Source organism: Streptomyces sp. NPDC003248 (genome assembly GCF_055563235.1).
On the sequence record NZ_JBVHDT010000003.1, the window covers coordinates 520,339 to 545,642 of the forward strand.

General features: G+C 70.9%; 19 protein-coding genes. 4 read left to right on the top strand and 15 right to left on the bottom strand.

The window, feature by feature from the left end; translation table 11 throughout:
• Positions 1-12 precede the first annotated feature (12 nt).
• Genes ACZ3KJ_RS11185 through ACZ3KJ_RS11200 form a run of 4 tightly spaced genes read left to right on the top strand, consistent with a single transcriptional unit; the run spans position 13 to position 5,945 of the window.
• The gene (locus ACZ3KJ_RS11185) at positions 13-1,353 is read left to right on the top strand and encodes an ABC transporter substrate-binding protein (protein WP_467526234.1); all 1,341 of its coding nucleotides are present in this window, start codon (positions 13-15) and stop codon (positions 1,351-1,353) included.
• A complete protein-coding gene (locus ACZ3KJ_RS11190; RefSeq protein WP_467526235.1) occupies positions 1,350-2,252 on the top strand; it encodes an ABC transporter permease in 903 nt (300 codons plus the stop codon). Before ACZ3KJ_RS11185 ends, ACZ3KJ_RS11190 begins: the two co-directional genes overlap by 4 nt.
• Complete coding sequence (locus tag ACZ3KJ_RS11195; protein WP_467526236.1) at positions 2,236-3,081, top strand: ABC transporter ATP-binding protein; 846 nt, start codon at positions 2,236-2,238, stop codon at positions 3,079-3,081. Before ACZ3KJ_RS11190 ends, ACZ3KJ_RS11195 begins: the two co-directional genes overlap by 17 nt.
• A gap of 11 nt (positions 3,082-3,092) precedes the next feature.
• Positions 3,093-5,945, top strand: coding sequence for a fumarate reductase/succinate dehydrogenase flavoprotein subunit (locus ACZ3KJ_RS11200; RefSeq protein WP_467526368.1), 2,853 nt, complete (start codon positions 3,093-3,095; stop codon positions 5,943-5,945).
• Positions 5,946-6,071: 126 nt separating this feature from the next.
• On the opposite strand, the gene recQ is transcribed toward ACZ3KJ_RS11200, so the two are convergent.
• From recQ to ACZ3KJ_RS11275, 15 genes are all read right to left on the bottom strand, one after another.
• Positions 6,072-8,078 carry a DNA helicase RecQ gene (recQ, locus tag ACZ3KJ_RS11205; RefSeq protein WP_467526237.1) on the bottom strand — a complete coding sequence of 669 codons (2,007 nt, stop codon included), beginning with the start codon at positions 8,076-8,078 and terminating at the stop codon, positions 6,072-6,074.
• A gap of 205 nt (positions 8,079-8,283) precedes the next feature.
• Positions 8,284-9,933 (bottom strand): NADH-quinone oxidoreductase subunit NuoN, encoded by a 1,650-nt coding sequence (gene nuoN / locus ACZ3KJ_RS11210; RefSeq protein WP_389513090.1) that lies wholly within the window; start codon positions 9,931-9,933, stop codon positions 8,284-8,286.
• On the bottom strand, positions 9,930-11,501 hold the full coding sequence (locus ACZ3KJ_RS11215; RefSeq protein WP_467526238.1) for an NADH-quinone oxidoreductase subunit M: 1,572 nt from the start codon (positions 11,499-11,501) through the stop codon (positions 9,930-9,932). Before ACZ3KJ_RS11215 ends, nuoN begins: the two co-directional genes overlap by 4 nt.
• Before the next feature lie 5 nt (positions 11,502-11,506).
• The gene (gene nuoL, locus ACZ3KJ_RS11220; protein WP_467526239.1) at positions 11,507-13,495 is read right to left on the bottom strand and encodes an NADH-quinone oxidoreductase subunit L; all 1,989 of its coding nucleotides are present in this window, start codon (positions 13,493-13,495) and stop codon (positions 11,507-11,509) included.
• 15 nt (positions 13,496-13,510) lie between these two features.
• Complete coding sequence (gene nuoK, locus ACZ3KJ_RS11225; protein WP_003998919.1) at positions 13,511-13,810, bottom strand: NADH-quinone oxidoreductase subunit NuoK; 300 nt, start codon at positions 13,808-13,810, stop codon at positions 13,511-13,513.
• Positions 13,807-14,682, bottom strand: coding sequence for an NADH-quinone oxidoreductase subunit J (locus tag ACZ3KJ_RS11230; protein ID WP_467526240.1), 876 nt, complete (start codon positions 14,680-14,682; stop codon positions 13,807-13,809). Before ACZ3KJ_RS11230 ends, nuoK begins: the two co-directional genes overlap by 4 nt.
• Positions 14,679-15,320: an NADH-quinone oxidoreductase subunit NuoI gene (gene nuoI / locus ACZ3KJ_RS11235; RefSeq protein WP_467526241.1), complete on the bottom strand. Its 642-nt coding sequence runs from the start codon at positions 15,318-15,320 to the stop codon at positions 14,679-14,681. Before nuoI ends, ACZ3KJ_RS11230 begins: the two co-directional genes overlap by 4 nt.
• Positions 15,313-16,674, bottom strand: a complete 1,362-nt coding sequence (gene nuoH, locus ACZ3KJ_RS11240; RefSeq protein WP_467526242.1) for an NADH-quinone oxidoreductase subunit NuoH — start codon at positions 16,672-16,674, stop codon at positions 15,313-15,315. The genes nuoI and nuoH overlap by 8 nt, the downstream gene beginning before the upstream one ends.
• Positions 16,671-19,175: an NADH-quinone oxidoreductase subunit G gene (locus ACZ3KJ_RS11245; protein ID WP_467526243.1), complete on the bottom strand. Its 2,505-nt coding sequence runs from the start codon at positions 19,173-19,175 to the stop codon at positions 16,671-16,673. The genes nuoH and ACZ3KJ_RS11245 overlap by 4 nt, the downstream gene beginning before the upstream one ends.
• Entirely contained in the window at positions 19,172-20,521 is a 1,350-nt protein-coding gene (nuoF, locus tag ACZ3KJ_RS11250) for an NADH-quinone oxidoreductase subunit NuoF (RefSeq protein WP_467526244.1), read from the bottom strand. Before nuoF ends, ACZ3KJ_RS11245 begins: the two co-directional genes overlap by 4 nt.
• Positions 20,518-21,390, bottom strand: coding sequence for an NADH-quinone oxidoreductase subunit NuoE (gene nuoE / locus ACZ3KJ_RS11255; RefSeq protein ID WP_467526245.1), 873 nt, complete (start codon positions 21,388-21,390; stop codon positions 20,518-20,520). Before nuoE ends, nuoF begins: the two co-directional genes overlap by 4 nt.
• Entirely contained in the window at positions 21,387-22,709 is a 1,323-nt protein-coding gene (locus ACZ3KJ_RS11260) for an NADH-quinone oxidoreductase subunit D (RefSeq protein WP_467526246.1), read from the bottom strand. Before ACZ3KJ_RS11260 ends, nuoE begins: the two co-directional genes overlap by 4 nt.
• On the bottom strand, positions 22,706-23,458 hold the full coding sequence (locus ACZ3KJ_RS11265) for an NADH-quinone oxidoreductase subunit C (RefSeq protein WP_467526369.1): 753 nt from the start codon (positions 23,456-23,458) through the stop codon (positions 22,706-22,708). The genes ACZ3KJ_RS11260 and ACZ3KJ_RS11265 overlap by 4 nt, the downstream gene beginning before the upstream one ends.
• A 278-nt stretch (positions 23,459-23,736) precedes the next feature.
• A complete protein-coding gene (locus ACZ3KJ_RS11270; protein WP_055635348.1) occupies positions 23,737-24,291 on the bottom strand; it encodes a NuoB/complex I 20 kDa subunit family protein in 555 nt (184 codons plus the stop codon).
• Between the two features lie 14 nt (positions 24,292-24,305).
• On the bottom strand, positions 24,306-24,665 hold the full coding sequence (locus ACZ3KJ_RS11275; RefSeq protein ID WP_030494815.1) for an NADH-quinone oxidoreductase subunit A: 360 nt from the start codon (positions 24,663-24,665) through the stop codon (positions 24,306-24,308).
• Positions 24,666-25,304 lie beyond the last annotated feature (639 nt).

Below are 25,304 nucleotides of genomic sequence, written 5' to 3' on the forward strand. Positions count from 1 at the left end.
GGTCCGCTCCCCGTGAAACGCATCGCGGCCGCCCTCGCCGCCACCCTCCTGCTGCCCCTCACCGCCTGCGGCGGCGACGCCGAGGCCGGTGACGGCTCCACGGTCACCGTCACCGTCGGCTACCAGTCCAAGACGATCAACACCGTCACCGCGGGAACCCTCCTGCGCTCCCTCGGCTACTTCGAGAAGCAGCTCGACTCCCTCGACGACGGCACCACCTACAAGGTGCAGTGGCAGGACTTCGCCACCGGCGCCCCCATCACCGCCCAGATGACCGCGGGCAAGATCGACATCGGCTCGATGGGCGACTTCCCCCTGCTCATCAACGCGGCGCGCGGCAAGCAGCTCGGCCGCCCCACCCATCTGGTCTCGGTCACCGGCTACAACCTGCGCGGCGGCCTCAACACCATCGTCACCGCCCCCGATTCCCCGCTGACCTCCCTCACCGACCTCAAGGGCAAGAAGGTCTCCACGAGCGTGGGCTCGGCCGCCGACGGCACCCTCGTCCGGGCCCTGCAACGCGCCGGCATCGACCCGGACAAGGGCATCGAGAAGCTCAACCAGCAGCCCGCGGTGGGTGCCTCCGCGCTCTCGGCGGGCAGCGCGGACGCCCTCTCCCAGTTCGTCGCCTGGCCCGGCCTGCTCGTCCACCAGGGCAAGGCGAAAGCCCTGTACGACGGCGCCCAGCTCGACCTGCCCACCTTCCACGGCGTCACCGCCCGCGAGGACTTCGCGAAGAAACGGCCGGCCGTGCTGGAGGCGTTCCTGAAGGCGCAGGCCGAGGCCACCGCGTACCTCTCCGCGCACCCCGTCGCCGCGGCCGAGAAGGTCGCGAAGGCGACCGACCTGCCCGCCGAGGTCGTCTACCTCTACAACGGCGCCCACGGCATCGCCACCTTCGACCCGTCCGTCAAGCCGCAGCTGGTCGCCGCCCTGAAGAAGGACGTGTCGGTCCTGAAGGCGGCGAAGCTGACCGGGGACATCGACGTGGACGCCTTCGTCGACGACCAGTACGTGAAGAAGGCCCTCGGTTCCTCGTACGCCGAGCAGCTCGCCGCCACGCCCCCACCGGCCCGGAGCGAGGTCTGGCCGAAGGGCGCCACCGAGACCCGGGCCTTCACCTCACCCGCCGACCTGCTGGCCTACGTGGCCGCGCACCCCGACGGCATCCGCGCCGCCTACGTCCCCGACGCCGACACCGGCACCCTCTGGTTCGCCGACAAGGCGGTCTGGGTGGCGGACGGTTCGGCGCTGCTCCCCTTCGTCGCCCCGGCGACCGCGCAGGCCTACACCGACGCCCACGGCGGCGCCCGCACCGTCTCGTACGCCGAAGCCCTGGAGCGTGCCGCGTGACCCGGCCCGCGCCGCGCTCCGGCCGCTATGCCCTGCGGCTGCTCTCCCTCGCCGCCGCCCTCGGCCTGTGGCAGCTGGTGACCAGCCTGAAGATCGACCTCTGGCTGCGCTTCTCGCAGTTCCCCACCGTCACCGACGTCACCCGCGCCTTCGCCGACCGGCTCACCGGCGGCGACTACTGGACGGACCTCACCGACAGCGTCACCCGCATCCTCGCGGGGTTCCTGCTGGCCGCCGTCCTGGGAGTGGCCGTGGGCGTGCTCGTGGCGCGCTCGCGGCTCGCCGAGGACCTGCTCGGCCCGCTCCTGGAGGTGATCCGCCCCATCCCGGCGATCGCCCTGGTCCCCGTGGCGATCCTCCTCTTCCCCTCCAACGAACAGGGCATCGTCTTCATCACCTTCGCCGCCGCCTTCTTCCCCGTGCTGGTCTCCACCCGGCACGCGGTCCGCGCCCTCTCCCCCGTCTGGGAGGAAGCGGTCCTCACCCTGGGCGGCGGCCGGTGGCGCGTCCTCCGCTCGGTCGTCCTGCCGGGCGCGCTGCCCGGCATCTTCGGCGGCCTGTCGGTCGGCATCGGCGTGTCGTGGATCTGCGTGATCTCCGCGGAGATGATCTCCGGCCAGTACGGCGTCGGCTACCGCACCTGGCAGGACTACACGGTCGTCGACTACCCCGGCGTCTTCGTCGGCATGGTCACCATCGGCGTCCTCGGCTGGGCGACGTCCACGGCCGTGGAACTCCTGGGCCGCCGCCTCACCCACTGGCTGCCCCGGACCTCGTACGTTCCCGTGGCCCGGCCACGGGCAGCACGGGCCGCAGCGCCGGTGCCGTCCGCTGCCTCCCCTGTCGGCGGGGGACCCGCATCCGAGGCCGAGGAGGCACACGATGAGCACCTCGTCTGAGACGTCCCGGCGCCGCACGTCCGGCGCGACCGCCACGGGCGCGGAGAAGGCCGGTCCCCTCCCGGCCGGCCCGGACAGGGCCGCACCCGCGCCGGTCCGCGGTACCCGGCTCACCTTGCGCGCCGCCGCACTCGGCCGCCCGGACGCCCCCGCCCTGACCGGCGTCGATCTCGACGTGGTCCCGGGGGAGATCCTCACCGTCGTCGGCCCCTCGGGCTGCGGCAAGTCCACCCTGCTGCGCACCCTGGCCGGTCTGCTGCCCGCCCTCGCCGGAACGGTGGAGCAGGACGGCCACCGGATCACCGGACCGGCGGCGGACCGCGCGCTGGTCTTCCAGGAGGACGCGCTCCTGCCCTGGCGCACCCTGCGCGCCAACGTCGAGCTGGCCCTCGCCGTACGGGGCCGGCCGCGCGCGGAACGCCGCAGGCAGGCCGGCTCCTGGCTCGACCGGGTCGGACTCGCCGAAGTGGCCCGGCAGTTGCCCCACCGCGTCTCCGGAGGACAGCGCCAGCGCGCCCAGCTGGCCCGCGCCCTGGCCGCCGGGCCGCGCGCGGTCCTCATGGACGAACCGTTCGGCGCGCTCGACGCCCAGACCCGGGCCGGCATGCAGGACCTGCTGGTGGAGGTGCTGCACGGCACGGGCGCGACCGTCGTCTTCGTCACCCACGACGTCGACGAGGCCCTCTTCCTCGGCGACCGCGTCGCCCTGCTCGGCGCGAACGGCCTCCTCGCCGTCCGGAACGTCCCCCGCCCGCGCGACCGCGCCGCCCACGACGACCCGGCCCGCGTGGCCCTGCGCCGCGACGTCCTCACCTCCCTCGGCACGTGAAAGGCACCCTGGTGGCCACCCCCGTCAACACCCCTGTGCAGATCCCCGCGCTCACCGACGCCGAAGAGCTGACCTGCGACGTCCTGGTCATCGGCGGGGGCACCGCCGGCACGATGGCCGCCCTGACGGCCGCCGAGCGCGGTGCGGACGTGCTGCTGCTGGAGAAGGCGCACGTCCGCCACTCCGGCGCCCTCGCGATGGGCATGGACGGCGTCAACAACGCGGTCGTCCCCGGCCGCGCCGAGCCCGACGACTACGTCGCCGAGATCACCCGCGCCAACGACGGCATCGTCGACCAGTCCACCGTCCGACAGACCGCGACCCGCGGCTTCGCCATGGTGCAGCGGCTGGAGTCGTACGGCGTGAAGTTCGAGAAGGACGAACACGGCGAGTACGCGGTCCGCCAGGTCCACCGCTCCGGCTCCTACGTCCTGCCGATGCCGGAGGGCAAGGACGTGAAGAAGGTGCTGTACCGGCAGTTGCGGCGGCGCGAGATGCGGGAGCGGATCCGCATCGAGAACCGTGTGATGCCGGTGCGGGTGCTGACGGCGGGCGAGGGACCCGACCGGCGGGCCGTGGGGGCGGCGGGCTTCCACACCCGCACCGGACGGTTCGTCACCGTCCGCGCGGGCGCGGTGATCCTGGCCACCGGCGCCTGCGGCCGGCTCGGCCTGCCCGCCTCCGGCTACCTCTACGGCACGTACGAGAACCCGACCAACGCGGGCGACGGCTACGCCATGGCCTACCACGCGGGCGCCGAGCTGACCGGCATCGAGTGCTTCCAGATCAACCCGCTGATCAAGGACTACAACGGCCCGGCCTGCGCCTACGTCGCCAATCCCTTCGGCGGCTACCAGGTCAACCGGCACGGCGAGCGCTTCGTCGACTCCGACTACTGGTCGGGCCAGATGATGGCGGAGTTCGCGGCGGAGGTCGCCTCCGACCGCGGCCCGGTCTACCTGAAACTCAGCCATCTTCCCGAGGAATCGGTTGCGGCGCTGGAGTCGATCCTGCACTCGACCGAGCGCCCCACCCGCGGCACCTTCCACTCCGGCCGCGGCCACGACTACCGCACCCATGACGTCGAGATGCACATCTCCGAGATCGGTCTGTGCGGCGGCCACTCGGCCTCCGGCGTCCGCGTCGACGACCACGCCCGCACCACCGTGCCGCGCCTGTACGCCGCCGGTGACCTCGCGTGCGTACCGCACAACTACATGATCGGCGCGTTCGTGTACGGGGACCTCGCGGGCGCGGACGCCTCCCGGTACCAGGCCTACGAGGGCGAGCTGCCGCAGGATCAGCTGCGCGAGGCGCACGAACTGGTCTACCGGCCGCTGCGCAACCCGGACGGCCCGCCGCAGACCCAGGTCGAGTACAAGCTGCGCCGCTTCGTCAACGACTACGTGGCGCCGCCGAAGTCCGGTGCCCGTCTCTCCCTCGCCCTGGAGGCGTTCGAGCGGATGCGGGACGACATCGCCGCGATGGGGGCCGCCACCCCGCACGAGCTGATGCGCTGCGCCGAGGTCACCTTCATCCGTGACTGCGCGGAGATGGCCGCGCGGGCCTCCCTGGCCCGCACGGAGTCCCGCTGGGGCCTCTACCACGACCGCCTCGACCACCCCCGCCGTGACGACGTGTCCTGGTTCCACCACCTCGATCTGCACAAGTCCCCCTCTGGTGCGATGGAGTTCACGGCCCGCCCCGTGGCTCCCTATCTGGTTCCGGTCGACGAGTTCACCCCCGTCGGCGGTCCGTCCCGGCGTCTCGGCGAGGTCCGCCCCGAGAACGTGGCCACGGCCGGCTCACGCGACGTGGCGCCGGTGGCGTCCCCCGCTCCAGGAACCGGCCCGGACCACGCGCCCGCCCGCGTCGGCTCCGTCCCTCTCCCCCCTGCGGAGTCCGAGCCCTCCGCCGAGCAGTCCTCGTCCCGTCTGCTGGCCCTGGTCGCCCTCGCCGACGAGCAGCCCGGCCTCGACGCCCTGCGGCCCTACCTGAGCGACCCGGCCCCCGCCGTGCGGCGCGAGGCGGTCACCGTCCTCACGGAGACCGTGCCGCCGGGCAGCGGTCCCGCGCTCGCCGAGGCGCTGCGCGACACCGCCGCCGAGGTGCGTGCCGCCGCGGCGGCCTCACTGCGCGAGCTGGTGGAGACCCTGCCGCCCGAGCCCGCCCTGCGCGACGGCCTCGCCGCGGCGCTGGCCGAGCCCGACCCCGTCGTCCGCGCCGCCGCGCTCGACGTACTGCGCGCCCTGCGCCTGGGCGACGCCGGCCTGTTCACGGCCGCCCTCACGGACACGGACATCGCCGTCCGCATCGAGGCCGTCCGCGCCCTGGTCTCCGTGGGCGCCGCCGACGAACTGGCCCGCACGGCACCCACCGACCCGTCCCGCGAGGTGCGCGTCACCGTGGCCAAGGCGCTGGCCACCGTGACCGCGGCCCACCTGGACGCCGCCTCCGCGACCGGCCCCGGCACGGACACGGGCACCGTCTTCGACGTGACCCCTGTCCACACGGCGCTGAGCACCCTCACCACCGACGCCGACGCCCTGGTCCGCGCGGCCGCCTACGCGGCTCTGGGCACCGTCGGCTGCCCGGCACCGCTCGCCGCCCGCGCCGTGACCGCCCTGGCGGACCCGGCGTGGCAGGTACGCGCCGGTGCCGCCACGGCCCTGGCGGCCGCCTCTCCCGACACCGCGGTCCCGGCACTCGCCAAGGCACTGGCCGACCCCAACGCGGACGTCCGCAAGGCCGCCGTCCTCGCCCTGACCCGGCACCGCGCCTCCGAGGAGGCCCGGGCGGCCCTCGCCACAGCCACGACCGACTCCGACGCCGACGTCAGGGCGTACGCGGCACGAGGCCACTGACAGGCCGCGGCCGACTGCGGACCACCAGAGCCACGGAGGCCGAGAGCTGCGTTCGCCGAGGCCGCGTAGGCCGAAAGCTGCCGCTCGCAGCCGCCGCGACCCGGGCGTGTCCCGATGTCCGGCCGTCTACATCCAGTCCTCGGGCTCCGGTTCCGCCTCCATCTCCGGCCAGTCCTCCAGGCCGTCCGGGCCCTCCGCTTCCGGGGAGGCGCCCGGGGCCGGGCCGGAGGTTCCGCCCAGCGACGCCAGCACGGCGACCACGCCCTCCCCGTACGTCGCCAGCTTCTTCTCGCCGACTCCGCTGACCCCGGCGAGCTCGCGCACCGACGCCGGCCACACCGTGGCGATCTCCCGGAGCGTGGCGTCGTGGAAGATGACGTACGCCGGGACGCCCTGCTCGCGGGCCTGTTCCGCGCGCCAGGCGCGCAGGGCCTCGAAGGCGGGGAGCAGTGCCTCGGGCAGCTCCGCGGCTGTCGTTCTGGCCTTGCGGTCCCCGCGGCCGGACGAGGACGAGCCGGTCTTCGCGGTCGTCGGCTTCTTCGGTTCCTTGCGCAGCGGCACCTCCCGCTCGCGCCGCAGCACCGCCCCGCTGTCCTCCGTCAGCACCAGCGTGCCGTACTCCCCCTCGACGGCGAGCAGTCCCTGCGCCAGCAGCTGCCGCACCACGCCGCGCCACTCGCCCTCGGTCAGCTCCTCGCCGATGCCGAACACCGACAACTGGTCGTGGTCGAACTGGATCACCTTGGCGGTGCGCTTGCCCAGCAGGATGTCGACGATCTGCACCGCGCCGAACTTCTGCCCCCGCTCCCGCTGGAGCCGTACGACGGTCGACAGCACCTTCTGCGCCGCGATCGTGCCGTCCCAGGTCTCCGGCGGGGTGAGGCAGGTGTCGCAGTTGCCGCAGCCCTCCGGGTCCGGCTCCTGGCCGAAGTAGGCGAGGAGCTGCCCTCTGCGGCACCGGGCCGTCTCGCACAGCGCCAGCATCGAGTCCAGGTGGGCCGCCGCCCGCCGCCGGAACGCCTCGTCGCCCTCACCGGACTGGATCAGCTTGCGCTGTTGTATGACGTCGTTGAGGCCGTACGCCATCCAGGCCGTCGACGGCAGCCGGTCGCGGCCCGCGCGGCCGGTCTCCTGGTAGTAGCCCTCGATGGACTTGGGCAGGTCGAGGTGGGCGACGAACCGCACGTCGGGCTTGTCGATGCCCATACCGAAGGCGATGGTCGCCACCACGACCAGGCCTTCCTCCCGCAGGAACCGGGACTGGTGCGCCGCGCGCGTGCCCGCGTCCAGGCCGGCGTGGTACGGCACCGCCTCGATGCCGTTGCGGGAGAGGAACTCGGCGGTCTTCTCCACCGAGTTGCGGGAGAGGCAGTACACGATGCCCGCGTCGCCCGCGTGCTCCTCCCGCAGGAAGCTCAGCAGCTGCTTCTTCGGGTCGGACTTCGGCACGATCCGGTACTGGATGTTGGGCCGGTCGAAGCTGGCCACGAAGTGCCGCGCCGCCGGCATGTTCAGCCGCTGGGTGATCTCCTGGTGCGTGGCGTGCGTGGCCGTCGCCGTGAGCGCGATCCGCGGGACGTCCGGCCAGCGCTCGCCGAGCAGGGAGAGGGTGAGGTAGTCGGGGCGGAAGTCGTGGCCCCACTGGGAGACGCAGTGCGCCTCGTCGATGGCGAAGACGGCGATCTTGCCGCGGGAGAGCAGGTCCAGCGTGGTGTCCAGGCGCAGCCGCTCCGGGGCCAGGTACAGCAGGTCCAGCTCACCGGCCAGGAACTCGGCCTCGACCACGCGCCGCTCGTCGAAGCCCTGCGTGGAGTTCATGAAGCCGGCGCGCACACCGAGCGCCCGCAGGGCGTCCACCTGGTCCTGCATCAGCGCGATCAGCGGCGAGACGACGATCCCCGTACCCGGTCTGACCAGGGCCGGGATCTGGTAGCAGAGCGACTTGCCGCCACCGGTCGGCATGAGGACGACGGCGTCACCGCCGGCCACCACGTGTTCGATGACCGCTTCCTGCTCGCCGCGGAAGGCGTCGTAGCCGAAGACGCGGTGCAGCGTGGCCAGCGCCTCGCTGTCTGTCGTCCCCAATGTCCCGGTGATCTCTGTCATCTCCTTGATTCCGCCCGTCCCGCCCATCGCATGGCCCCCGTACGTCGTCCTTCGACCACTGCCTCCACGATAGGGGCCCGGACTGACAGCTTCGGAGTTATCCACAGGCCGCTCGCCGGGATCGGGCCGCGTCGCGCGGCGCGGGGCGGTCCCCGGCCGTCCGCCGGCCGGCACGGCGACGGCCCGGCACCGCGGGAACGGGTGCCGGGCCGGCCTGCGGGATGCTCGGCGCTCAGCGCACGAACACCCCCGCCTGTCCCGCCAGGTCCAGGAAGTACTGCGGCGCCACGCCCAGCACCAGGGTGACCGCCACGCCCACCGCGATCGCCGTCGTCGTCAGCGGCGACGGCACGGCGACGGTCGGGCCCTCGGGCCGCGGCTCGCTGAAGAACATCAGCACGATGACGCGGATGTAGAAGAACGCCGCGATCGCCGACGAGATCACACCGACCACGACGAGCGGTGCCGCGCCGCCTTCCGCCGCCGCCTTGAACACGGCGAACTTCCCGGCGAACCCGGAGGTCAGCGGAATGCCGGCGAAGGCGAGCAGGAACACCGCGAACACGGCCGCCACCAGCGGCGAGCGACGGCCGAGCCCCGCCCACTTCGACAGGTGGGTCGCCTCGCCGCCGGCGTCCCGCACCAGCGTCACCACCGCGAACGCCCCGATCGTCACGAACGAGTACGCGCCGAGGTAGAACAGGACGGACGACACGCCGTCCGGCGTGGTCGCGATGACACCCGCGAGGATGAATCCCGCGTGCGCGATGGACGAGTACGCCAGCAGCCGCTTGATGTCGGTCTGCGTGATCGCGACGATCGCACCGCCCAGCATGGTGACGATCGCGACACCCCACATGACCGGTCGCCAGTCCCAGCGCAGGCCGGGCAGCACGACGTACAGGATCCGCAGCAGCGCGCCGAAGGCGGCCACCTTGGTCGCGGCGGCCATGAAGCCGGTGACCGGGGTCGGCGCGCCCTGGTAGACGTCCGGCGTCCACATGTGGAACGGGACCGCGCCGACCTTGAACAGCAGACCCATGACGATCATCGCGGCGCCGACGAGCAGCAGCGCGTCGTTGCCCATGGTGTCGGCGAGCGCCGGGGTCACGCCGGTGACCGTGCCGTCGACGACCTGCGCGATGGTCGCGTACGACACCGAGCCGGCGTAGCCGTAGAGGAGGGCGATGCCGAACAGGGTGAACGCGGAGGCGAAGGCGCCGAGCAGGAAGTACTTGACCGCGGCCTCCTGCGACATCAGCCGCTTGCGGCGGGCCAGGGCGCACAGCAGGTACAGCGGCAGCGAGAAGACTTCCAGGGCGATGAAGAGGGTCAGCAGGTCGTTGGCCGACGGGAACACCAGCATCCCGGCGACCGCGAACAGCAGCAGCGGGAAGACCTCGGTGGTCGTGAAACCGGCCCTGACCGCGGCCTTCTCGCTGTCGCTGCCCGGCACGGAGGCGGCCTGCGCGGCGAAGGAGTCGACACGGTTGCCGTGCGCCACCGGGTCGAGCCGCCGTTCGGCGAAGGTGAAGAGGCCGACCAGGGCGGCCAGCAGGATCGTGCCCTGGAGGAACAGGGCGGGTCCGTCGACGGCGATCGCGCCCATCGCGGCGATGCGCGCCTTGGTGGTGCCGTACCCGTCGGCCGCCAGCGCCACCACCGCGGCGAACGCGGCGGCCAGGGCGACGACGGACACGAAGAGCTGGGCGACGTAGCGGGACTTGCGCGGTACGAGCGCCTCGACCAGCACCCCGACGACCGCCGCGCCGACGACGATCAGGGTGGGCGACAATTGCGCGTATTCGATCTTCGGCGCGTCGATCTTCGTGATCGGGTCGGCCGCTGTTGTCCACAGGCTGTGGACGGCTGCTGCGCTCACTTGGCCGCCTCCACCTCGGGCTGGGGGTCCTTCTTCTGTACGTCGGACAGCGTCTGCTGCACCGCCGGGTCGACGATGTCCGTGACGGGCTTCGGGTAGACGCCCAGGAAGATCAGCAGCACGATCAGCGGGGCGACCACCAGCAGCTCCCGCGCGCGGAGGTCCGGCATCGCCGAGACCTCGGGTTTCACCGGGCCCGTCATCGTCCGCTGGTAGAGGACGAGGGTGTACAGCGCGGCGAGGACGATGCCGAAGGTGGCGATGATGCCGATCACCGGATAGCGCGCGAACGTGCCGACCAGGACGAGGAACTCGCTCACGAACGGCGCGAGGCCGGGCAGCGACAGCGTCGCCAGGCCGCCGATCAGGAAGGTGCCGGCGAGCACCGGGGCGACCTTCTGCACCCCGCCGTAGTCGGCGATGAGCCGGGATCCGCGCCGCGAGATCAGGAAGCCGGCGACGAGCATCAGCGCCGCCGTCGAGATGCCGTGGTTGACCATGTAGAGCGTCGCGCCCGACTGGCCCTGGCTGGTCATCGCGAAGATGCCCAGGATGATGAAGCCGAAGTGCGAGATCGACGCGTACGCCACCAGCCGCTTGATGTCCCGCTGCCCGACGGCGAGCAGTGCCCCGTAGATGATGCTGATCAGGGCGAGGACGAGGATGGCGGGCGTCGCCCACTTGCTGGCCTCCGGAAAGAGCTGGAGGCAGAAGCGGAGCATCGCGAAGGTGCCCACCTTGTCGACGACCGCCGTGATGAGGACGGCGACCGGGGCGGTGGACTCCCCCATGGCGTTGGGCAGCCAGGTATGCAGCGGCCACAGGGGCGCCTTCACCGCGAAGGCGAAGAAGAAGCCGAGGAACAGCCAGCGTTCGGTGGTCGTCGCCATGTCGAGCGAACCGTTGGCCCGGGCCTCGGCGATCTCCGTGAGCGAGAAGCTCCCGGCGACCACGTACAGCCCGATCACCGCGGCCAGCATGATCAGCCCGCCGGCCAGGTTGTAGAGCAGGAACTTCACGGCCGCGTACGACCGCTGGGTGGCGGCCGCCTGCTCGCCGTGCTCGTGGGCCCGGTCCCCGAAGCCGCCGATGAGGAAGTACATCGGGATCAGCATGGCTTCGAAGAAGATGTAGAAGAGGAAGACGTCGGTCGCCTCGAAGGAGAGGATCACCATCGCCTCGACGGCGAGGATCAGCGCGAAGAAGCCCTGGGTCGGGCGCCACCGCTTGCTGCCCGTCTCCAGCGGGTCGGCGTCGTGCCAGCCCGCCAGGACGATGAACGGGATCAGCAGTGCAGTGAGCACGATGAGCGCCACCGCGATGCCGTCCACGCCCAGCTCGTAGCGGACGCCGAAGTCCGCGATCCAGGAGTGGGACTCGGTGAGCTGGTAGCGGTCGCCGTCCGGGTCGAAGCGGACCAGGACGACGATCGCCAGGACCAGGGTGGCGAGCGAGAACAGCAGCGCCAGCGCTTTGGCGGCGTTGCGCCGCGCGGCCGGCACGGCGGCCGTGGCGACCGCCCCGAGCGCGGGGAGCGCCGCCGTCGCTGTCAGCAGAGGAAAGGACATCGGTATCAGACCGCCCTCATCAGCAGGGTCGCGGCGATGAGGACCGCCGCACCGCCGAACATCGAGACCGCGTACGACCGCGCGAAGCCGTTCTGCAGCTTGCGCATGCGTCCGGAGAGGCCGCCGACCGAGGCCGCCGTGCCGTTGACGACGCCGTCCACCAGGGTGTGGTCGACGTACACCAGGGACCGTGTGAGGTGCTCGCCGCCGCGGACCAGGACGACGTGGTTGAAGTCGTCCTGGAGCAGGTCGCGCCGGGCGGCCCGGGTGAGGAGCGACCCGCGCGGGGCGACCGCGGGGACCGGGCGGCGCCCGTACTGCCCGTAGGCGACGGCCACCCCGATCACCATCACCGCCACCGTGGACAGGGTGATCGCGAGGGCGCTGACCGGCGGGTGGCCGTGTTCGAACCCGGTGACGGGCTCGAGCCAGTGCACGAAGCGCTCGTCGATGCCGAAGAAGGCTCCGGCGAAGACCGATCCGACGGCCAGCACGACCATCGGGATCGTCATGATCTTGGGCGACTCGTGCGGGTGCGGTTCGGCCGTCGCGGCGGCGTGCCCGGAAACGGACTCGCCGTGGTGCGCGGCCGCGGGCTCCGCGCTCGGCGCCTCGGGCGAGCGTGTGGGCCGGTTCCTCCAGCGCTCCTCGCCGAAGAACGTCATCAGCATCACGCGTGTCATGTAGTACGCCGTGATAGCCGCGCCCAGCAGCGCGCAGCCGCCCAGGATCCAGCCCTCGGTGCCGCCCTTGGCGAACGCCGCCTCGATGATCTTGTCCTTGGAGAAGAAGCCGGACAGACCCGGGAAGCCGATGATGGCGAGGTAGCCGAGGCCGAAGGTGACGAAGGTGACCGGCATGTACTTCCTCAGGCCGCCGTACCTGCGCATGTCGACCTCGTCGTCCATGCCGTGCATGACCGAGCCGGCGCCGAGGAACAGGCCGGCCTTGAAGAAGCCGTGCGTGACCAGGTGCATGATCGCGAAGGCGTAGCCGATGGGGCCGAGGCCCGCGGCCAGCACCATGTAGCCGATCTGCGACATGGTCGAGCCGGCCAGCGCCTTCTTGATGTCGTCCTTCGCGCAACCGACGATCGCACCGAACAGGAGCGTGACCGCGCCGACGACGGTGACGACGAGCTGTGCGTCGTGCGCCAGGTCGAAGATCGCCGCGGAACGGACGATCAGGTAGACGCCCGCGGTCACCATCGTCGCCGCGTGGATGAGGGCCGAGACCGGGGTCGGGCCCTCCATCGCGTCCCCGAGCCAGGACTGCAACGGCACCTGGGCGGACTTGCCGCAGGCCGCGAGCAGCAGCATCAGGGCGATGGCGGTGAGCCGGCCCTCGGACGCGTCACCGGCGAGCCCCGCCTCCTCGTGCGTGCCGAGCAGCGGGCCGAAGGCGAAGGTGCCGAAGGTGGTGAACAGCAGCATGATGGCGATCGACAGGCCCATGTCGCCGACGCGGTTGACCAGGAAGGCCTTCTTCGCGGCGGTGGCGGCGCTGGGCTTGTGCTGCCAGAAGCCGATGAGTAGGTAGGAGGCGAGCCCGACACCCTCCCAGCCGACGTACAGCAGCAGGTAGTTGTCGGCGAGGACGAGCAGCAGCATCGCCGCGAGGAACAGGTTGAGGTAGCCGAAGAAGCGGCGGCGCCGCTCGTCGTGCTCCATGTACCCGACCGAGTACAGGTGGATCAGCGAGCCGACACCCGTGATCAGCAGCACGAACGTCATCGACAACTGGTCGAGCCGGAAGGCGACGTCCGCCTGGAAGCCCTCGACCGGGATCCAGCTGAACAGGTACTGCGTCAGCGTCCGGTCGTCGGCGTCCCTGCCGAGCAGACCGGCGAAGAGGACGAGGCCGATCACGAAGGAGACGGCCGCGAGCAGGGTGCCGATCCAGTGGCCGACGGCATCGAGCCGGCGGCCGCCGACCAGGAGGACGGCCGCTCCGAGCAGGGGCGCCGCGATCAGCAGCGCAATCAGGTTCTCCACGATTCTTCCGACCCCTTACAGCTTCATCAGGCTGGCGTCGTCGACCGAGGCCGAGTGGCGGGAACGGAACAGCGACACGATGATCGCGAGTCCGACCACGACCTCCGCGGCGGCGACGACCATCGTGAAGAAGGCGATGATCTGGCCGTCGAGGTTGCCGTGCATCCGGGAGAAGGCGACGAGCGTGAGGTTGCAGGCGTTGAGCATCAGCTCGATGCACATGAACACGACGATCGCATTGCGCCTGATCAGCACGCCGGTCGCGCCGATCGTGAACAGCAGGGCCGCGAGGTACAGGTAGTTGACCGGGTTCACTGGGACGCCTCCTCGGTGCGACGGGAGTTCCGCCCGTGCGGCGGCTCGATCGCGGACCGCTCCAGGCGTTCCTCCGCGCGCCGCTCCAGCGCCTTGAGGTCGCTCAGCGCCTCGGCGGACACGTCACGGATCTGGCCGCGCTCGCGGAGCGTCCTGCTGACCGTGAGCTCCGACGGGGTGCCGTCGGGCAGCAGGCCCGCGATGTCGACGGCGTTGTGCCGCGCGTACACGCCCGGTGCCGGCAGCGGCGGCACGTGCTTGCCCTCGCGCACCCGCTGTTCGGCCAGTTCGCGCTGGGTCCTGGCCCGCTCGGTCCGCTCGCGGTGGGTGAGCACCATGGCGCCCACGGCGGCCGTGATGAGCAGGGCGCCGGTGATCTCGAAGGCGAAGACGTACTTGGTGAAGATGAGGGCCGCCAGTCCCTCCACGTTGCCGCCGGCGTTGGCCGTGGCGAGGCCGTCGAACTCCGTCAGGGAGGCGTTGGCGATGCCCGCGACCAGCAGGACGCCGAAGCCGAGGCCGCACAGGAGGGCCAGCCAGCGCTGGCCCTTGATGGTCTCCTTCAGGGAGTCCGCCGCGGTGACGCCGACGAGCATCACCACGAACAGGAACAGCATCATGATCGCGCCGGTGTAGACGACGATCTGCACGATGCCCAGGAAGTAGGCGCCGTTGGCGAGGTAGAACACCGCCAGGACGATCATGGTTGCGGCGAGGCAGAGCGCGCTGTGCACGGCCCTCTTCATGAAGACGGTGCACAGGGCGCCGATCACCGCGACGGTGCCGAGCACCCAGAACTGGAACGCCTCGCCCGTGGAGGTGGAGTAGGCGGCGAGCTGCACGGTGGAGTGGGCGGCGAGCTGCGCGCTCATCGGCCGATCACCTCCCCCGCGGCGGGCTCGCCCTCACCGAAGGTCGAGGCGGCCTCCTGCGGCGCCTCGCCCTTGGAGACGGCGGCCTGCCGCTCGGTGCCGGGCGCGGCCTCCGTCACCAGGCCCCGGTAGTAGTCCTGCTCGTCCGTCCCGGGGTAGATGGCGTGCGGTGTGTCGACCATGCCGTCCTCGAGGCCGGCCAGCAGCTGCTCCTTGGTGTAGATCAGGTTGGCGCGGCTGGAGTCGGCGAGCTCGAACTCGTTGGTCATCGTGAGCGCGCGCGTGGGGCAGGCCTCGATGCACAGGCCGCACAGGATGCAGCGGGCGTAGTTGATCTGGTAGACGCGGCCGTACCGCTCGCCCGGCGAGTAGCGCTCCTCCTCGGTGTTGTCCGCGCCCTCGACGTAGATGGCGTCGGCGGGACAGGCCCACGCGCACAGCTCGCAGCCGACGCACTTCTCCAGGCCGTCCGGATGGCGGTTGAGCTGGTGCCGTCCGTGGAACCGCGGAGCCGTGGTCTTCTTCTGCTCCGGGTACTGCTCGGTCAGCCGCTTCTTGAACATGGCCTTGAAGGTCACGCCGAAGCCGGCCACCGGGTTCTGGAAACCGGGCTTGGTCTCCTGGGGCTCCTCAGCCATCGGACGCCTCCTTTCCATCCAGAGTTCCGTCACTGTGAGTATCGGACCCACCACTGACAATCAGCTCCCGCTCCCGGCGCGGGCGGCGCCTCGGCACCGGCGGCAGCTCCTGTCCGGGCAGCGGCGGAACGGGGAACCCGCCCGCCATCGGGTCGAAGCCGGCCGGCTCGGCGGGGGCCTCGGCCTGCCTGCCGCGGTCGCGGAACATGTCGGCGACGAAGGAGAGCAGCAGCAGGACCAGGACGGCGCCGCCGACGTAGAGGGCGATGTCGGCGAAGTCGTAGTTCTCGTTGCGCAGCGTCCGCACGGTCGCGACGAGCATCAGCCACGTCACCGAGACCGGGATGAGGACCTTCCAGCCGAGCTTCATCAGCTGGTCGTAACGGACGCGGGGGAGCGTGCCGCGCAGCCAGATGAAGAAGAACAGCAGCAGCTGGACCTTGACGGTGAACCAGAGCATCGGCCACCAGCCGTGGTTCGCGCCCTCCCAGAAGGTGCTGACCGGCCAGGGGGCCCGCCAGCCGCCGAGGAAGAGCGTCACCGACACGGCCGAGACCGTCACCATGTTCACGTACTCGGCGAGCATGAACATCGCGAACTTGATCGACGAGTACTCGGTGTTGAAGCCGCCGACCAGGTCACCCTCGGACTCCGGCATGTCGAAGGGGGCGCGGTTGGTCTCGCCGACCATCGTGACGACGTAGAGGATGAAGGAGACCGGCAGCAGGAGGATGTACCAGCGGTCCTGCTGCTGCTCGACGATCGTCGACGTCGACATCGAGCCGGAGTAGAGGAACACCGAGGCGAAGGCGGCGCCCATCGCGATCTCGTAGGAGATCATCTGCGCGCAGGAGCGCAGCCCGCCCAGGAGCGGGTAGGTGGATCCGGAGCTCCAGCCGGCGAGGACGATGCCGTAGATGCCGACCGAGGCGACCGCGAGGATGTAGAGCATCGCGATCGGCAGGTCCGTGAGCTGCATCGTGGTGCGCTGGCCGAAGATCGAGATCTCGTTGCCGGCCGGGCCGAAGGGGATCACCGCGATCGCCATGAAGGCCGGAACGGCCGCGACGATCGGCGCGAGGACGTACACCACCTTGTCGGCGCGTTTGACGATGACGTCTTCCTTCAGCATCAGCTTGATGCCGTCGGCGAGCGACTGGAGCATGCCCCAGGGCCCGTGCCGGTTGGGGCCGATGCGCAGCTGCATCCAGGCCACGACCTTGCGCTCCCAGACGATGGAGAACAGCACGGTCACCATCAGGAAGGCGAAGCAGAAGACCGCCTTGACCACGACCAGCCACCACGGGTCGCGGCCGAACATCGAGAGGTCTTCCGCGGCGAGGTACGGGCTCATCCCTCCACCTCCTGGGGAGCTGCCGCGGCGGTCGTCGCCGGGCCGATGCGGACGAGGGAGCCGGGCCGGGCCCCGGTGTCGGAGGCGACGCCCCCGCCCACGGAGTTCAGCGGGAGCCACACCACGCGGTCGGGCATCTCGGTGATCCGCAGGGGCAGTTCGACCGTGCCGGCGGTACCGGTCACGGCGAGCACGCCGCCGTCGTCGACGCCGGCTTCGGCGGCGGTGGCGGCCGACACGCGCGCGTGGGCGGCGTGCCGGGTCCCGGCGAGCGCCTCGTCGCCCTGCTGGAGGAGCCCCTGGTCGAGCAGCAGCCGGTGCCCGGCGAGCACGGCCTCACCGGCGGCGGGCCGCGGCAGGACGCCGGCGCTCTCCGCCGGTTCGACGGCCCGCGGCCCGTCCCAGGCGCCGAGCCGGTCCAGCTCCGCGCGGGCGGTCCGCAGGTCCGGCAGGCCCAGGTGGACGTCCATGGCGTCGGCCAGCATCTGCAGCACCCGCGCGTCGGACTGCGCCGGGCGGCGGGTCATCTGGTCGGGCTTGAGCGCGGCCTCGAAGAAGCGCACCCGGCCCTCCCAGTTGAGGAAGGCGCCCGTCTTCTCGGCGACCGCGGCCACGGGCAGGACGACGTCGGCGCGCTCGGTGACCTCGCCGGGCCGCAGCTCCAGCGAGACCACGAAGCCGACCTCGTCGAGCGCCTCACGCGCGCGTGCCGGGTCGGGCAGGTCGGCGACCTCCACGCCCGCGACGAGCAGCGCCTGCAACTCACCCGCCACCGCGGCCTCGATCATCTGCCCGGTGTCACGGCCGTAGCGGGACGGGAGCACGGCGAGACCCCAGGCGGCCGCGACCTCGTCCCGCGCGCGCGGGTCGATGGCCGGGCGTCCGCCCGGCAGCAGCGACGGCAGCGCGCCGGCCTCGATCGCGCCCCGCTCCCCGGCCCGGCGCGGAATCCACACCAGCCCGGCGCCGGTCGCGTTCGCGGCCCGTACGGCGGCGGTGAACCCGCCGGCCACGGCGGCCAGCCGCTCGCCCACGACGATGACCGCGCCCTCGGCGCGCAGCGCCTCGGCGGCCCGGCTGCCGGCGTCCTCCAGGCCGACACCGCCGGCCAGCGCGTCCAGCCACTCGGGCTCGGTGCCCGGGGCGGCCGGCAGCAGCGTGCCGCCCGCCTTCTCCAGACCTCGGGTGGCGTGCGTGGCCAGCGAGAACACCTGCTGTCCGCGCTTGCGCCAGGCCTTGCGCAGCCGCAGGAAGACGCCCGGTGCCTCCTCCTCGGACTCGAACCCGACCAGCAGGACGGCGGGCGCCTTCTCCAGGGAGGCGTACGTGACGCCCGTACCGTCGAGGTCACGGCCGTGTCCGGCCACGCTCGCCGCCAGGAAGTCGGCCTCCTCGCCGCTGTGCACGCGCGCGCGGAAGTCGATGTCGTTGGTGTCGAGCGCCACGCGCGCGAACTTGCTGTACGCGTAGGCGTCCTCGACGGTGAGCCGGCCGCCGGTCAGAACACCGGTCCGGCCGCGCGAGGCGAGCAGTCCCTGGGCCGCGATCTGCAACGCCTCCGGCCAGGACGCCGGGACCAGGGCGCCCTCGGCGTTCCGCACGAGCGGCGTGTCGAGCCGGTCCCGCGCTTGCGCGTACCGGAACGCGAACCGCCCCTTGTCGCAGATCCACTCCTCGTTGACCTCGGGGTCGTCGGCCGCGAGCCGCCGCATGACCTTGCCGCGCCGGTGGTCGGTGCGGGTGGCGCAGCCGCCGGCGCAGTGCTCGCAGACCGACGGCGAGGAGACGAGGTCGAAGGGGCGGGAGCGGAAGCGGTACGCCGCCGAGGTCAGCGCGCCGACCGGGCAGATCTGGATGGTGTTGCCGGAGAAGTAGGACTCGAACGGGTCGCCCTCACCGGTGCCGACCTGCTGGAGCGCGCCCCGCTCGATCAGCTCGATCATCGGGTCGCCCGCGACCTGGTTGGAGAAGCGGGTGCAGCGGGCGCACAGCACGCACCGCTCGCGGTCGAGCAGGACCTGTGTGGAGATGGGGACGGGCTTCTCGTAGGTCCGTTTCCGGCCCTCGAAGCGGGACTCGGCGTTGCCGTGCGACATGGCCTGGTTCTGCAAGGGGCACTCGCCGCCCTTGTCGCAGACCGGGCAGTCCAGCGGGTGGTTGATGAGGAGCAGTTCCATCACGCCGTGCTGGGCCTTCTCGGCGACCGGCGAGGTGAGGTGGGTCTTCACCACCATGCCGTCCGTGCAGGTGATCGTGCAGGACGCCATGGGCTTGCGCTGGCCCTCCACCTCGACGATGCACTGGCGGCAGGCGCCGGCCGGGTCGAGGAGGGGGTGGTCGCAGAAGCGCGGGATCTCGATGCCGAGCTGCTCGGCGGCCCGGATGACCAGGGTGCCCTTGGGCACGCTGATCTCCGCGCCGTCGATGGTCAGCGTGACGAGGTCCTCCGGCGGGACCGCCGCCTCGCCCCCGCCCGCGGGAGCGCTGGTGGTCACGGTCATGCGTTCACCTCCGTGCGGTCGGCCCAGGCCGTCGACTTGGCCGGGTCGAACGGGCAGCCGCGGCCCGTGATGTGCTGCTCGTACTCCTCGCGGAAGTACTTGAGCGAGGAGAAGATCGGCGAGGCGGCGCCGTCGCCGAGAGCGCAGAAGGACTTGCCGTTGATGTTGTCGGCGATGTCGTTCAGCTTGTCGAGGTCGGACAGGGCGCCCTTGCCGGCCTCGATGTCCCGCAGCAGTTGCACCAGCCAGTACGTGCCCTCGCGGCACGGCGTGCACTTGCCGCAGGACTCGTGCGCGTAGAACTCGGTCCAGCGGGTGACGGCGCGGACGACGCAGGTCGTCTCGTCGAAGCACTGGAGGGCTTTCGTGCCGAGCATGGAACCCGCGGCGCCCACTCCTTCGTAGTCGAGGGGGACGTCGAGGTGCTCGTCGGTGAACATCGGGGTCGAGGAGCCGCCCGGCGTCCAGAACTTGAGGCGGTGACCCGGTCGCATGCCGCCGCTCATCTCCAGGAGCTGACGGAGGGTGATGCCGAGCGGGGCCTCGTACTGGCCGGGGCCGGCGACATGGCCGCTGAGCGAGTAGAGCGTGAAGCCCGGGGACTTCTCGCTGCCCATCGACCTGAACCATTCCTTGCCGTTGTTCAGGATCGCGGGAACCGACGCGATCGATTCCACGTTATTCACCACAGTCGGGCACGCGTAGAGGCCCGCGACGGCAGGGAAAGGAGGACGGAGCCGCGGTTGACCACGGCGGCCTTCGAGCGAGTCGAGCAGCGCGGTCTCCTCACCGCAGATGTACGCGCCCGCACCCGCGTGCACGGTGAGTTCGAGGTCGAGTCCGCTGCCCAGGATGTTCTCGCCGAGGTAGCCCGCCGCGTAGGCCTCACGCACGGCCTCGTGCAACCGCCGCAGAACGGGGACGACTTCACCCCGCAGATAAATGAAGGCATGAGACGACCTGATGGCGTGACACGCGATGACGATGCCCTCGATGAGGCTGTGCGGGTTCGCGAACAGGAGCGGGATGTCCTTGCAGGTTCCCGGCTCCGATTCGTCGGCGTTGACAACTAGATAGTGCGGTTTTCCATCACCCTGCGGAATGAACTGCCATTTCATTCCGGTCGGGAATCCCGCGCCGCCGCGCCCGCGCAGACCGGAGTCCTTGACGTACGCGATCACGTCGTCCGGGGACATGGCGAGCGCCTTGCGGAGCCCCTCGTACCCTTCGTGCCTCCGGTAGACGTCCAGAGTCCAGGACCGGTCCTCGTCCCAGAAGGCCGACAGCACGGGTGCGAGCAGCTTCTCGGGGCTGCTGCCTTTCAGCTCGGGTGCCAAGGTCATCACTCCCCCTCCTCGGCGGTGGGCCCTGCCGGGTGGGCGGGGTCGGAGGCCGATGTGTCCTGCGGCGCGTCGTGCGAACTGAGGTGGGCGGCCGGCGAGGGCTCGTGCACGGCCCCGTCGCGCGGTTCGTCGTGCGGTCCGCCGTCGCGGGGGTGGACCACACGCGCGGGTGCGGTCTCTCCCCTGGCCAGGCGGAGGCCCACCAGCGACGCCGGTCCCGCGCTGCCGCTCGCCTCCACGGCGCCTTCACGCTCGTCGGGGAAACCCGCCAGGATCCGGGCGGTCTCCTTGAAGGTGCACAGCGGCGCCCCGCGCGTGGGCGAGACGGTCCGTCCCTCCCGCAGGTCGTCGACCAGGCGTTTCGCGCTCTCCACGGTCTGGTTGTCGAAGAACTCCCAGTTGACCATCACGACCGGCGCGAAGTCGCAGGCCGCATTGCACTCGATGTGCTCCAGGGTGACCTTGCCGTCGTCGGTGGTCTCGCCGTTGCCGACACCCAGGTACTCCTGGAGCTCCTCGAAGATCGCGTCACCGCCCATCACCGCGCAGAGGGTGTTGGTGCAGACCCCGACCTGGTAGTCACCGCTCGGCCGGCGCCGGTACATGGTGTAGAAGGTGGCGACCGCGGTGACCTCGGCGGTGGTCAGTCCGAGCACGTCCGCGCAGAACTGCATCCCGGTGCGCGTGACGTGTCCCTCCTCCGACTGCACGAGGTGCAGCAACGGCAGGAGCGCGGAGCGGGAGTCTGGGTAGCGGGCGACGACGTCGCGCGCGTCCCGCTCGAGCCGGGCCCGGACGTCGTCCGGGTAGGCGGGCGCGGGCAGCTCGGGCATGCCCAGGCTGACGGCCCGCTCCGAAGAAGAGGTGGTCACCGGTCGACGCCTCCCATCACGGGGTCGATGGACGCGACGGCGACGATGACGTCGGCGACCTGGCCGCCCTCGCACATCGCCGCCATGGCCTGAAGGTTGGTGAAGGACGGGTCGCGGAAGTGGACCCGGTAGGGGCGGGTGCCGCCGTCGGACACGACGTGCACCCCGAGCTCGCCCTTGGGCGACTCGACGGCCGCGTACGCCTGTCCCGGCGGGACGCGGAAGCCCTCGGTGACCAGCTTGAAGTGGTGGATCAGGGCCTCCATGGAAGTGCCCATGATCTTCTTGATGTGGTCGAGGGAGTTGCCGAGGCCGTCCGGACCCAGGGCGAGCTGGGCCGGCCAGGCGATCTTCTTGTCGCCGACCATGACCGGGCCGGGCTGAAGCCGGTCCAGGCACTGCTCGATGATCCCGAGGGACTGGCGCATCTCCTCCAGCCGGATCAGGAAGCGGCCGTAGGCGTCGCAGGAGTCCGTGGTCGGGACGTCGAAGTCGTACGTCTCGTAGTCGCAGTAGGGCTGCGCCTTGCGCAGGTCGTGCGGCAGGCCGGTGGAGCGCAGGATCGGGCCGGTGGCGCCGAGGGCCATGCAGCCGGCCAGGTCGAGGTGGCCGATGTCCTGCATGCGGGCCTTGAAGATGGGGTTGCCGGTGGCGAGCTTGTCGTACTCCGGAAGGTTCTTCCTCATCTTCTTCACGAACTCGCGGATCTGGTCCACCGCGCCGGGCGGCAGGTCCTGGGCGAGTCCGCCGGGGCGGATGTACGCGTGGTTCATCCGCAGGCCCGTGATGAGCTCGTAGATGTCGAGAATCAGTTCACGATCGCGGAAACCGTAGATCATGATCGTGGTGGCGCCGAGTTCCATACCGCCGGTGGCGATGCACACCAGGTGGGAGGAGATCCGGTTCAGCTCCATCAGGAGCACCCGGATGATCTTCGCTCGCTCGGTGATCTGGTCCTCGATGCCGAGGAGCTTCTCGACGGCGAGGCAGTAGGCGGTCTCGTTGAAGAAGGACGTCAGGTAGTCCATGCGCGTCACGAACGTGGTGCCCTGCGTCCACGTGCGGAACTCGAGGTTCTTCTCGATGCCGGTGTGGAGGTAGCCGATGCCGCAGCGGGCCTCGGTGACGGTCTCGCCCTCGATCTCCAGGATGAGGCGGAGCACCCCATGGGTGGAGGGGTGCTGAGGACCCATGTTGACGACGATCCGTTCGTCGTCGGCGCGGGACGCGGACTGGACGACCTCGTCCCAGTCGCCACCGGTGACGGTGTAGACGGTGCCCTCGGTGGTCTCCCGAGGGGAGGCGTGCGACGTGCTCACGAGTACGACCTCCGCTGGTCCGGAGCCGGGATCTGGGCGCCCTTGTACTCGACGGGGATGCCGCCGAGGGGGTAGTCCTTGCGCTGCGGATGTCCCTGCCAGTCGTCCGGCATCATGATCCGCGTCAGGGCCGGGTGACCGTCGAAGACGATGCCGAAGAAGTCGTACGTCTCGCGCTCGTGCCAGTCGTTGGTCGGGTAGACCGGGACGAGGGACGGGATGTGCCGGTCGGTGTCCGGGGCACTGACTTCGAGGCGGATCAGCCGGTTGTGGGTGATCGAGCGCAGGTGGTAGACGGCGTGCAGCTCGCGGCCCTTGTCGTTCGGGTAGTGGACGCCGCTGACGCCGGTGCAGAGCTCGAAGCGCAGGGCCGGGTCGTCGCGCAGGGTGCGGGCGACGCGCGGCAGGTGTTCGCGTTCGATGTGGAAGGTCAGTTCGCCGCGGTCGACGACCGTCTTCTCGATGGCGTTCTCGGGGAGGAGGCCCTGCTCCTCCAGCGCGCCCTCCAGTTCGTCGGCGACCTCGTCGAACCAGCCGCCGTAGGGCCGGCTCGCCGGTCCCGGGAGGCGGACCGAGCGGACCAGGCCGCCGTAGCCGGAGGTGTCGCCGCCGTTGTTCGCGCCGAACATGCCGCGCTGGACGCGGACCTCCTCGCCGCCCTCGCCGCGCTGGCCGGGGAGGTTGGAGGCGGAGAGGTCCTTCTCGTGATTCGCCCCGTTCGCCCCGCCCACCTTGCCCGACCCGTTCACCGTCTCCGACCCGTTCGCCTTCTCCGGCCCGCCGGCCTTGCCCGACCCGTTCGCCTTCTCCGGCCCGCCGGCCTTGCCCGACCCGCTCGCCGTCTCCGACCCACCGGCCTTGCCCGGCCCGCTCGCCTTCCCCGACCCGTTCGCCTTCTCCGGCCCGCTCGGGGTGCTCGACCCGCCCGGAGTGCCGGACCCGCCCGGCGTGCCGGATCCGCCCGGCGTCCCGGACGACCCGCCGGGCCCGTTCGCCGCTTTCCCGCCGTGGGTGCCGTTCGCGTCGCTCACCGCAGCAGCCCCTTCATCTCGATCGTGGGCAGGGCCTTGAGCGCCGCCTCCTCCGCCTCGCGGGCCGCCTCCTCGGCGTTCACGCCCAGCTTGGAGTTCTGGATCTTGTGGTGGAGCTTGAGGATCGCGTCCATCAGCATCTCCGGGCGCGGCGGGCAGCCGGGGAGGTAGATGTCGACGGGGACGATGTGATCGACGCCCTGGACGATCGCGTAGTTGTTGAACATGCCGCCCGAGGACGCGCACACGCCCATGGAGATCACCCACTTGGGGTTCGGCATCTGGTCGTAGACCTGCCGGAGCACCGGCGCCATCTTCTGGCTGACCCGGCCCGCGACGATCATCAGGTCCGCCTGGCGGGGCGAACCGCGGAAGACCTCCATGCCGAAGCGCGCCAGGTCGTAGCGGCCGGCGCCGGTGGTCATCATCTCGATGGCGCAGCAGGCGAGGCCGAACGTGGCGGGGAAGACGGACGCCTTGCGCACCCAGCCCGCGGCCTGCTCGACGGTGGTCAGCAGGAAGCCGCTCGGCAGCTTTTCTTCGAGTCCCATGACTAAAAGGCCCCTCAGTCCCATTCCAGGCCGCCGCGCCGCCACACGTACGCGTAGGCGACGAAGACGGTGAGCACGAAGAGCAGCATCTCCACGAGCCCGAAAAGCCCCAGGGCGTCGAAGGTGACGGCCCAGGGGTAGAGGAAGACGATCTCGATGTCGAAGACGATGAAGAGCATCGCCGTCAGGTAGTACTTGATGGGGAAGCGCCCGCCGCCGGCCGGCGTGGGGGTCGGCTCGATTCCGCACTCGTAGGCCTCGAGCTTCGCGCGGTTGTACCGCTTCGGCCCGATCAACGTGGCCATGACCACGGAGAAGATCGCAAAGCCTGCCCCGAGGGCTCCCAGTACGAGGATGGGCGCATAAGCGTTCACCGCTCCTCGCTCCTCTCAGTCGGCACTGACTGCTGGCGATGGCGTGGGCTCACTCGCGCCCCACCCGGCTCACGAGTCCCGCCCGTCCCGGCGAAGATCGCGAACATGTGAAGCAGGTCACAAGCCCAACTGCCTCGCATCTTATGCCTGCCGCTCTGTGATCTGCGACACGGGGTATTCCACAAGCTTTGTGATCTCCACCACCTGACGATGGATCATGAAGTCATATCAGCAGTGATCTTCGTACAAGAAGCGTCGGAGTGATCACAAGAGGTGACATTTACGCTCGTCACCGCAGGCGGCGGGGTGCGTCTCTATATCAAGAAACTTCCCTTGCATGCAAATTGGCGCTGGACGCGGACCCCTGATAGAGGGCGCGTTCACACGCCGGGAGGAGTCGGGGGGCCGGGTGTGGACGTGTGCACGCGTTCACGAGCGCAGCCCGGCGGTCCGCCGGCCCGGGACGCCGGGACATCGGCGACCGTTCCGTGACCTCCGCCACACCGACGGGGGGCGCCCGAAAGCCGGGCTTGGCCAACGGTCGCAACCAGTGGTAGGCGCGGGGCAATTCGGGCGTAACAGCGAAAGCCCATGATCACAGGCTTGGGCGCCCGCGTCCGCATTGCCCGTTAAGGCGTC

Bases quoted from the DNA above. Each gene is read 5' to 3' on its own strand.
- ACZ3KJ_RS11245 (WP_467526243.1), bottom strand. From the start codon at position 19,175: ATGACCGTGACCACCAGCGCTCCCGCGGGCGGGGGCGAGGCGGCGGTC.
- ACZ3KJ_RS11195 (WP_467526236.1), top strand. From the start codon at position 2,236: ATGAGCACCTCGTCTGAGACGTCCCGGCGCCGCACGTCCGGCGCGACC.
- nuoI (WP_467526241.1), bottom strand. From the start codon at position 15,320: ATGGCTGAGGAGCCCCAGGAGACCAAGCCCGGTTTCCAGAACCCGGTG.
- nuoH (WP_467526242.1), bottom strand. From the start codon at position 16,674: ATGAGCCCGTACCTCGCCGCGGAAGACCTCTCGATGTTCGGCCGCGAC.
- ACZ3KJ_RS11230 (WP_467526240.1), bottom strand. From the start codon at position 14,682: ATGAGCGCGCAGCTCGCCGCCCACTCCACCGTGCAGCTCGCCGCCTAC.
- recQ (WP_467526237.1), bottom strand. From the start codon at position 8,078: ATGGGCGGGACGGGCGGAATCAAGGAGATGACAGAGATCACCGGGACA.
- ACZ3KJ_RS11270 (WP_055635348.1), bottom strand. From the start codon at position 24,291: ATGGGACTCGAAGAAAAGCTGCCGAGCGGCTTCCTGCTGACCACCGTC.
- ACZ3KJ_RS11215 (WP_467526238.1), bottom strand. From the start codon at position 11,501: ATGTCCTTTCCTCTGCTGACAGCGACGGCGGCGCTCCCCGCGCTCGGG.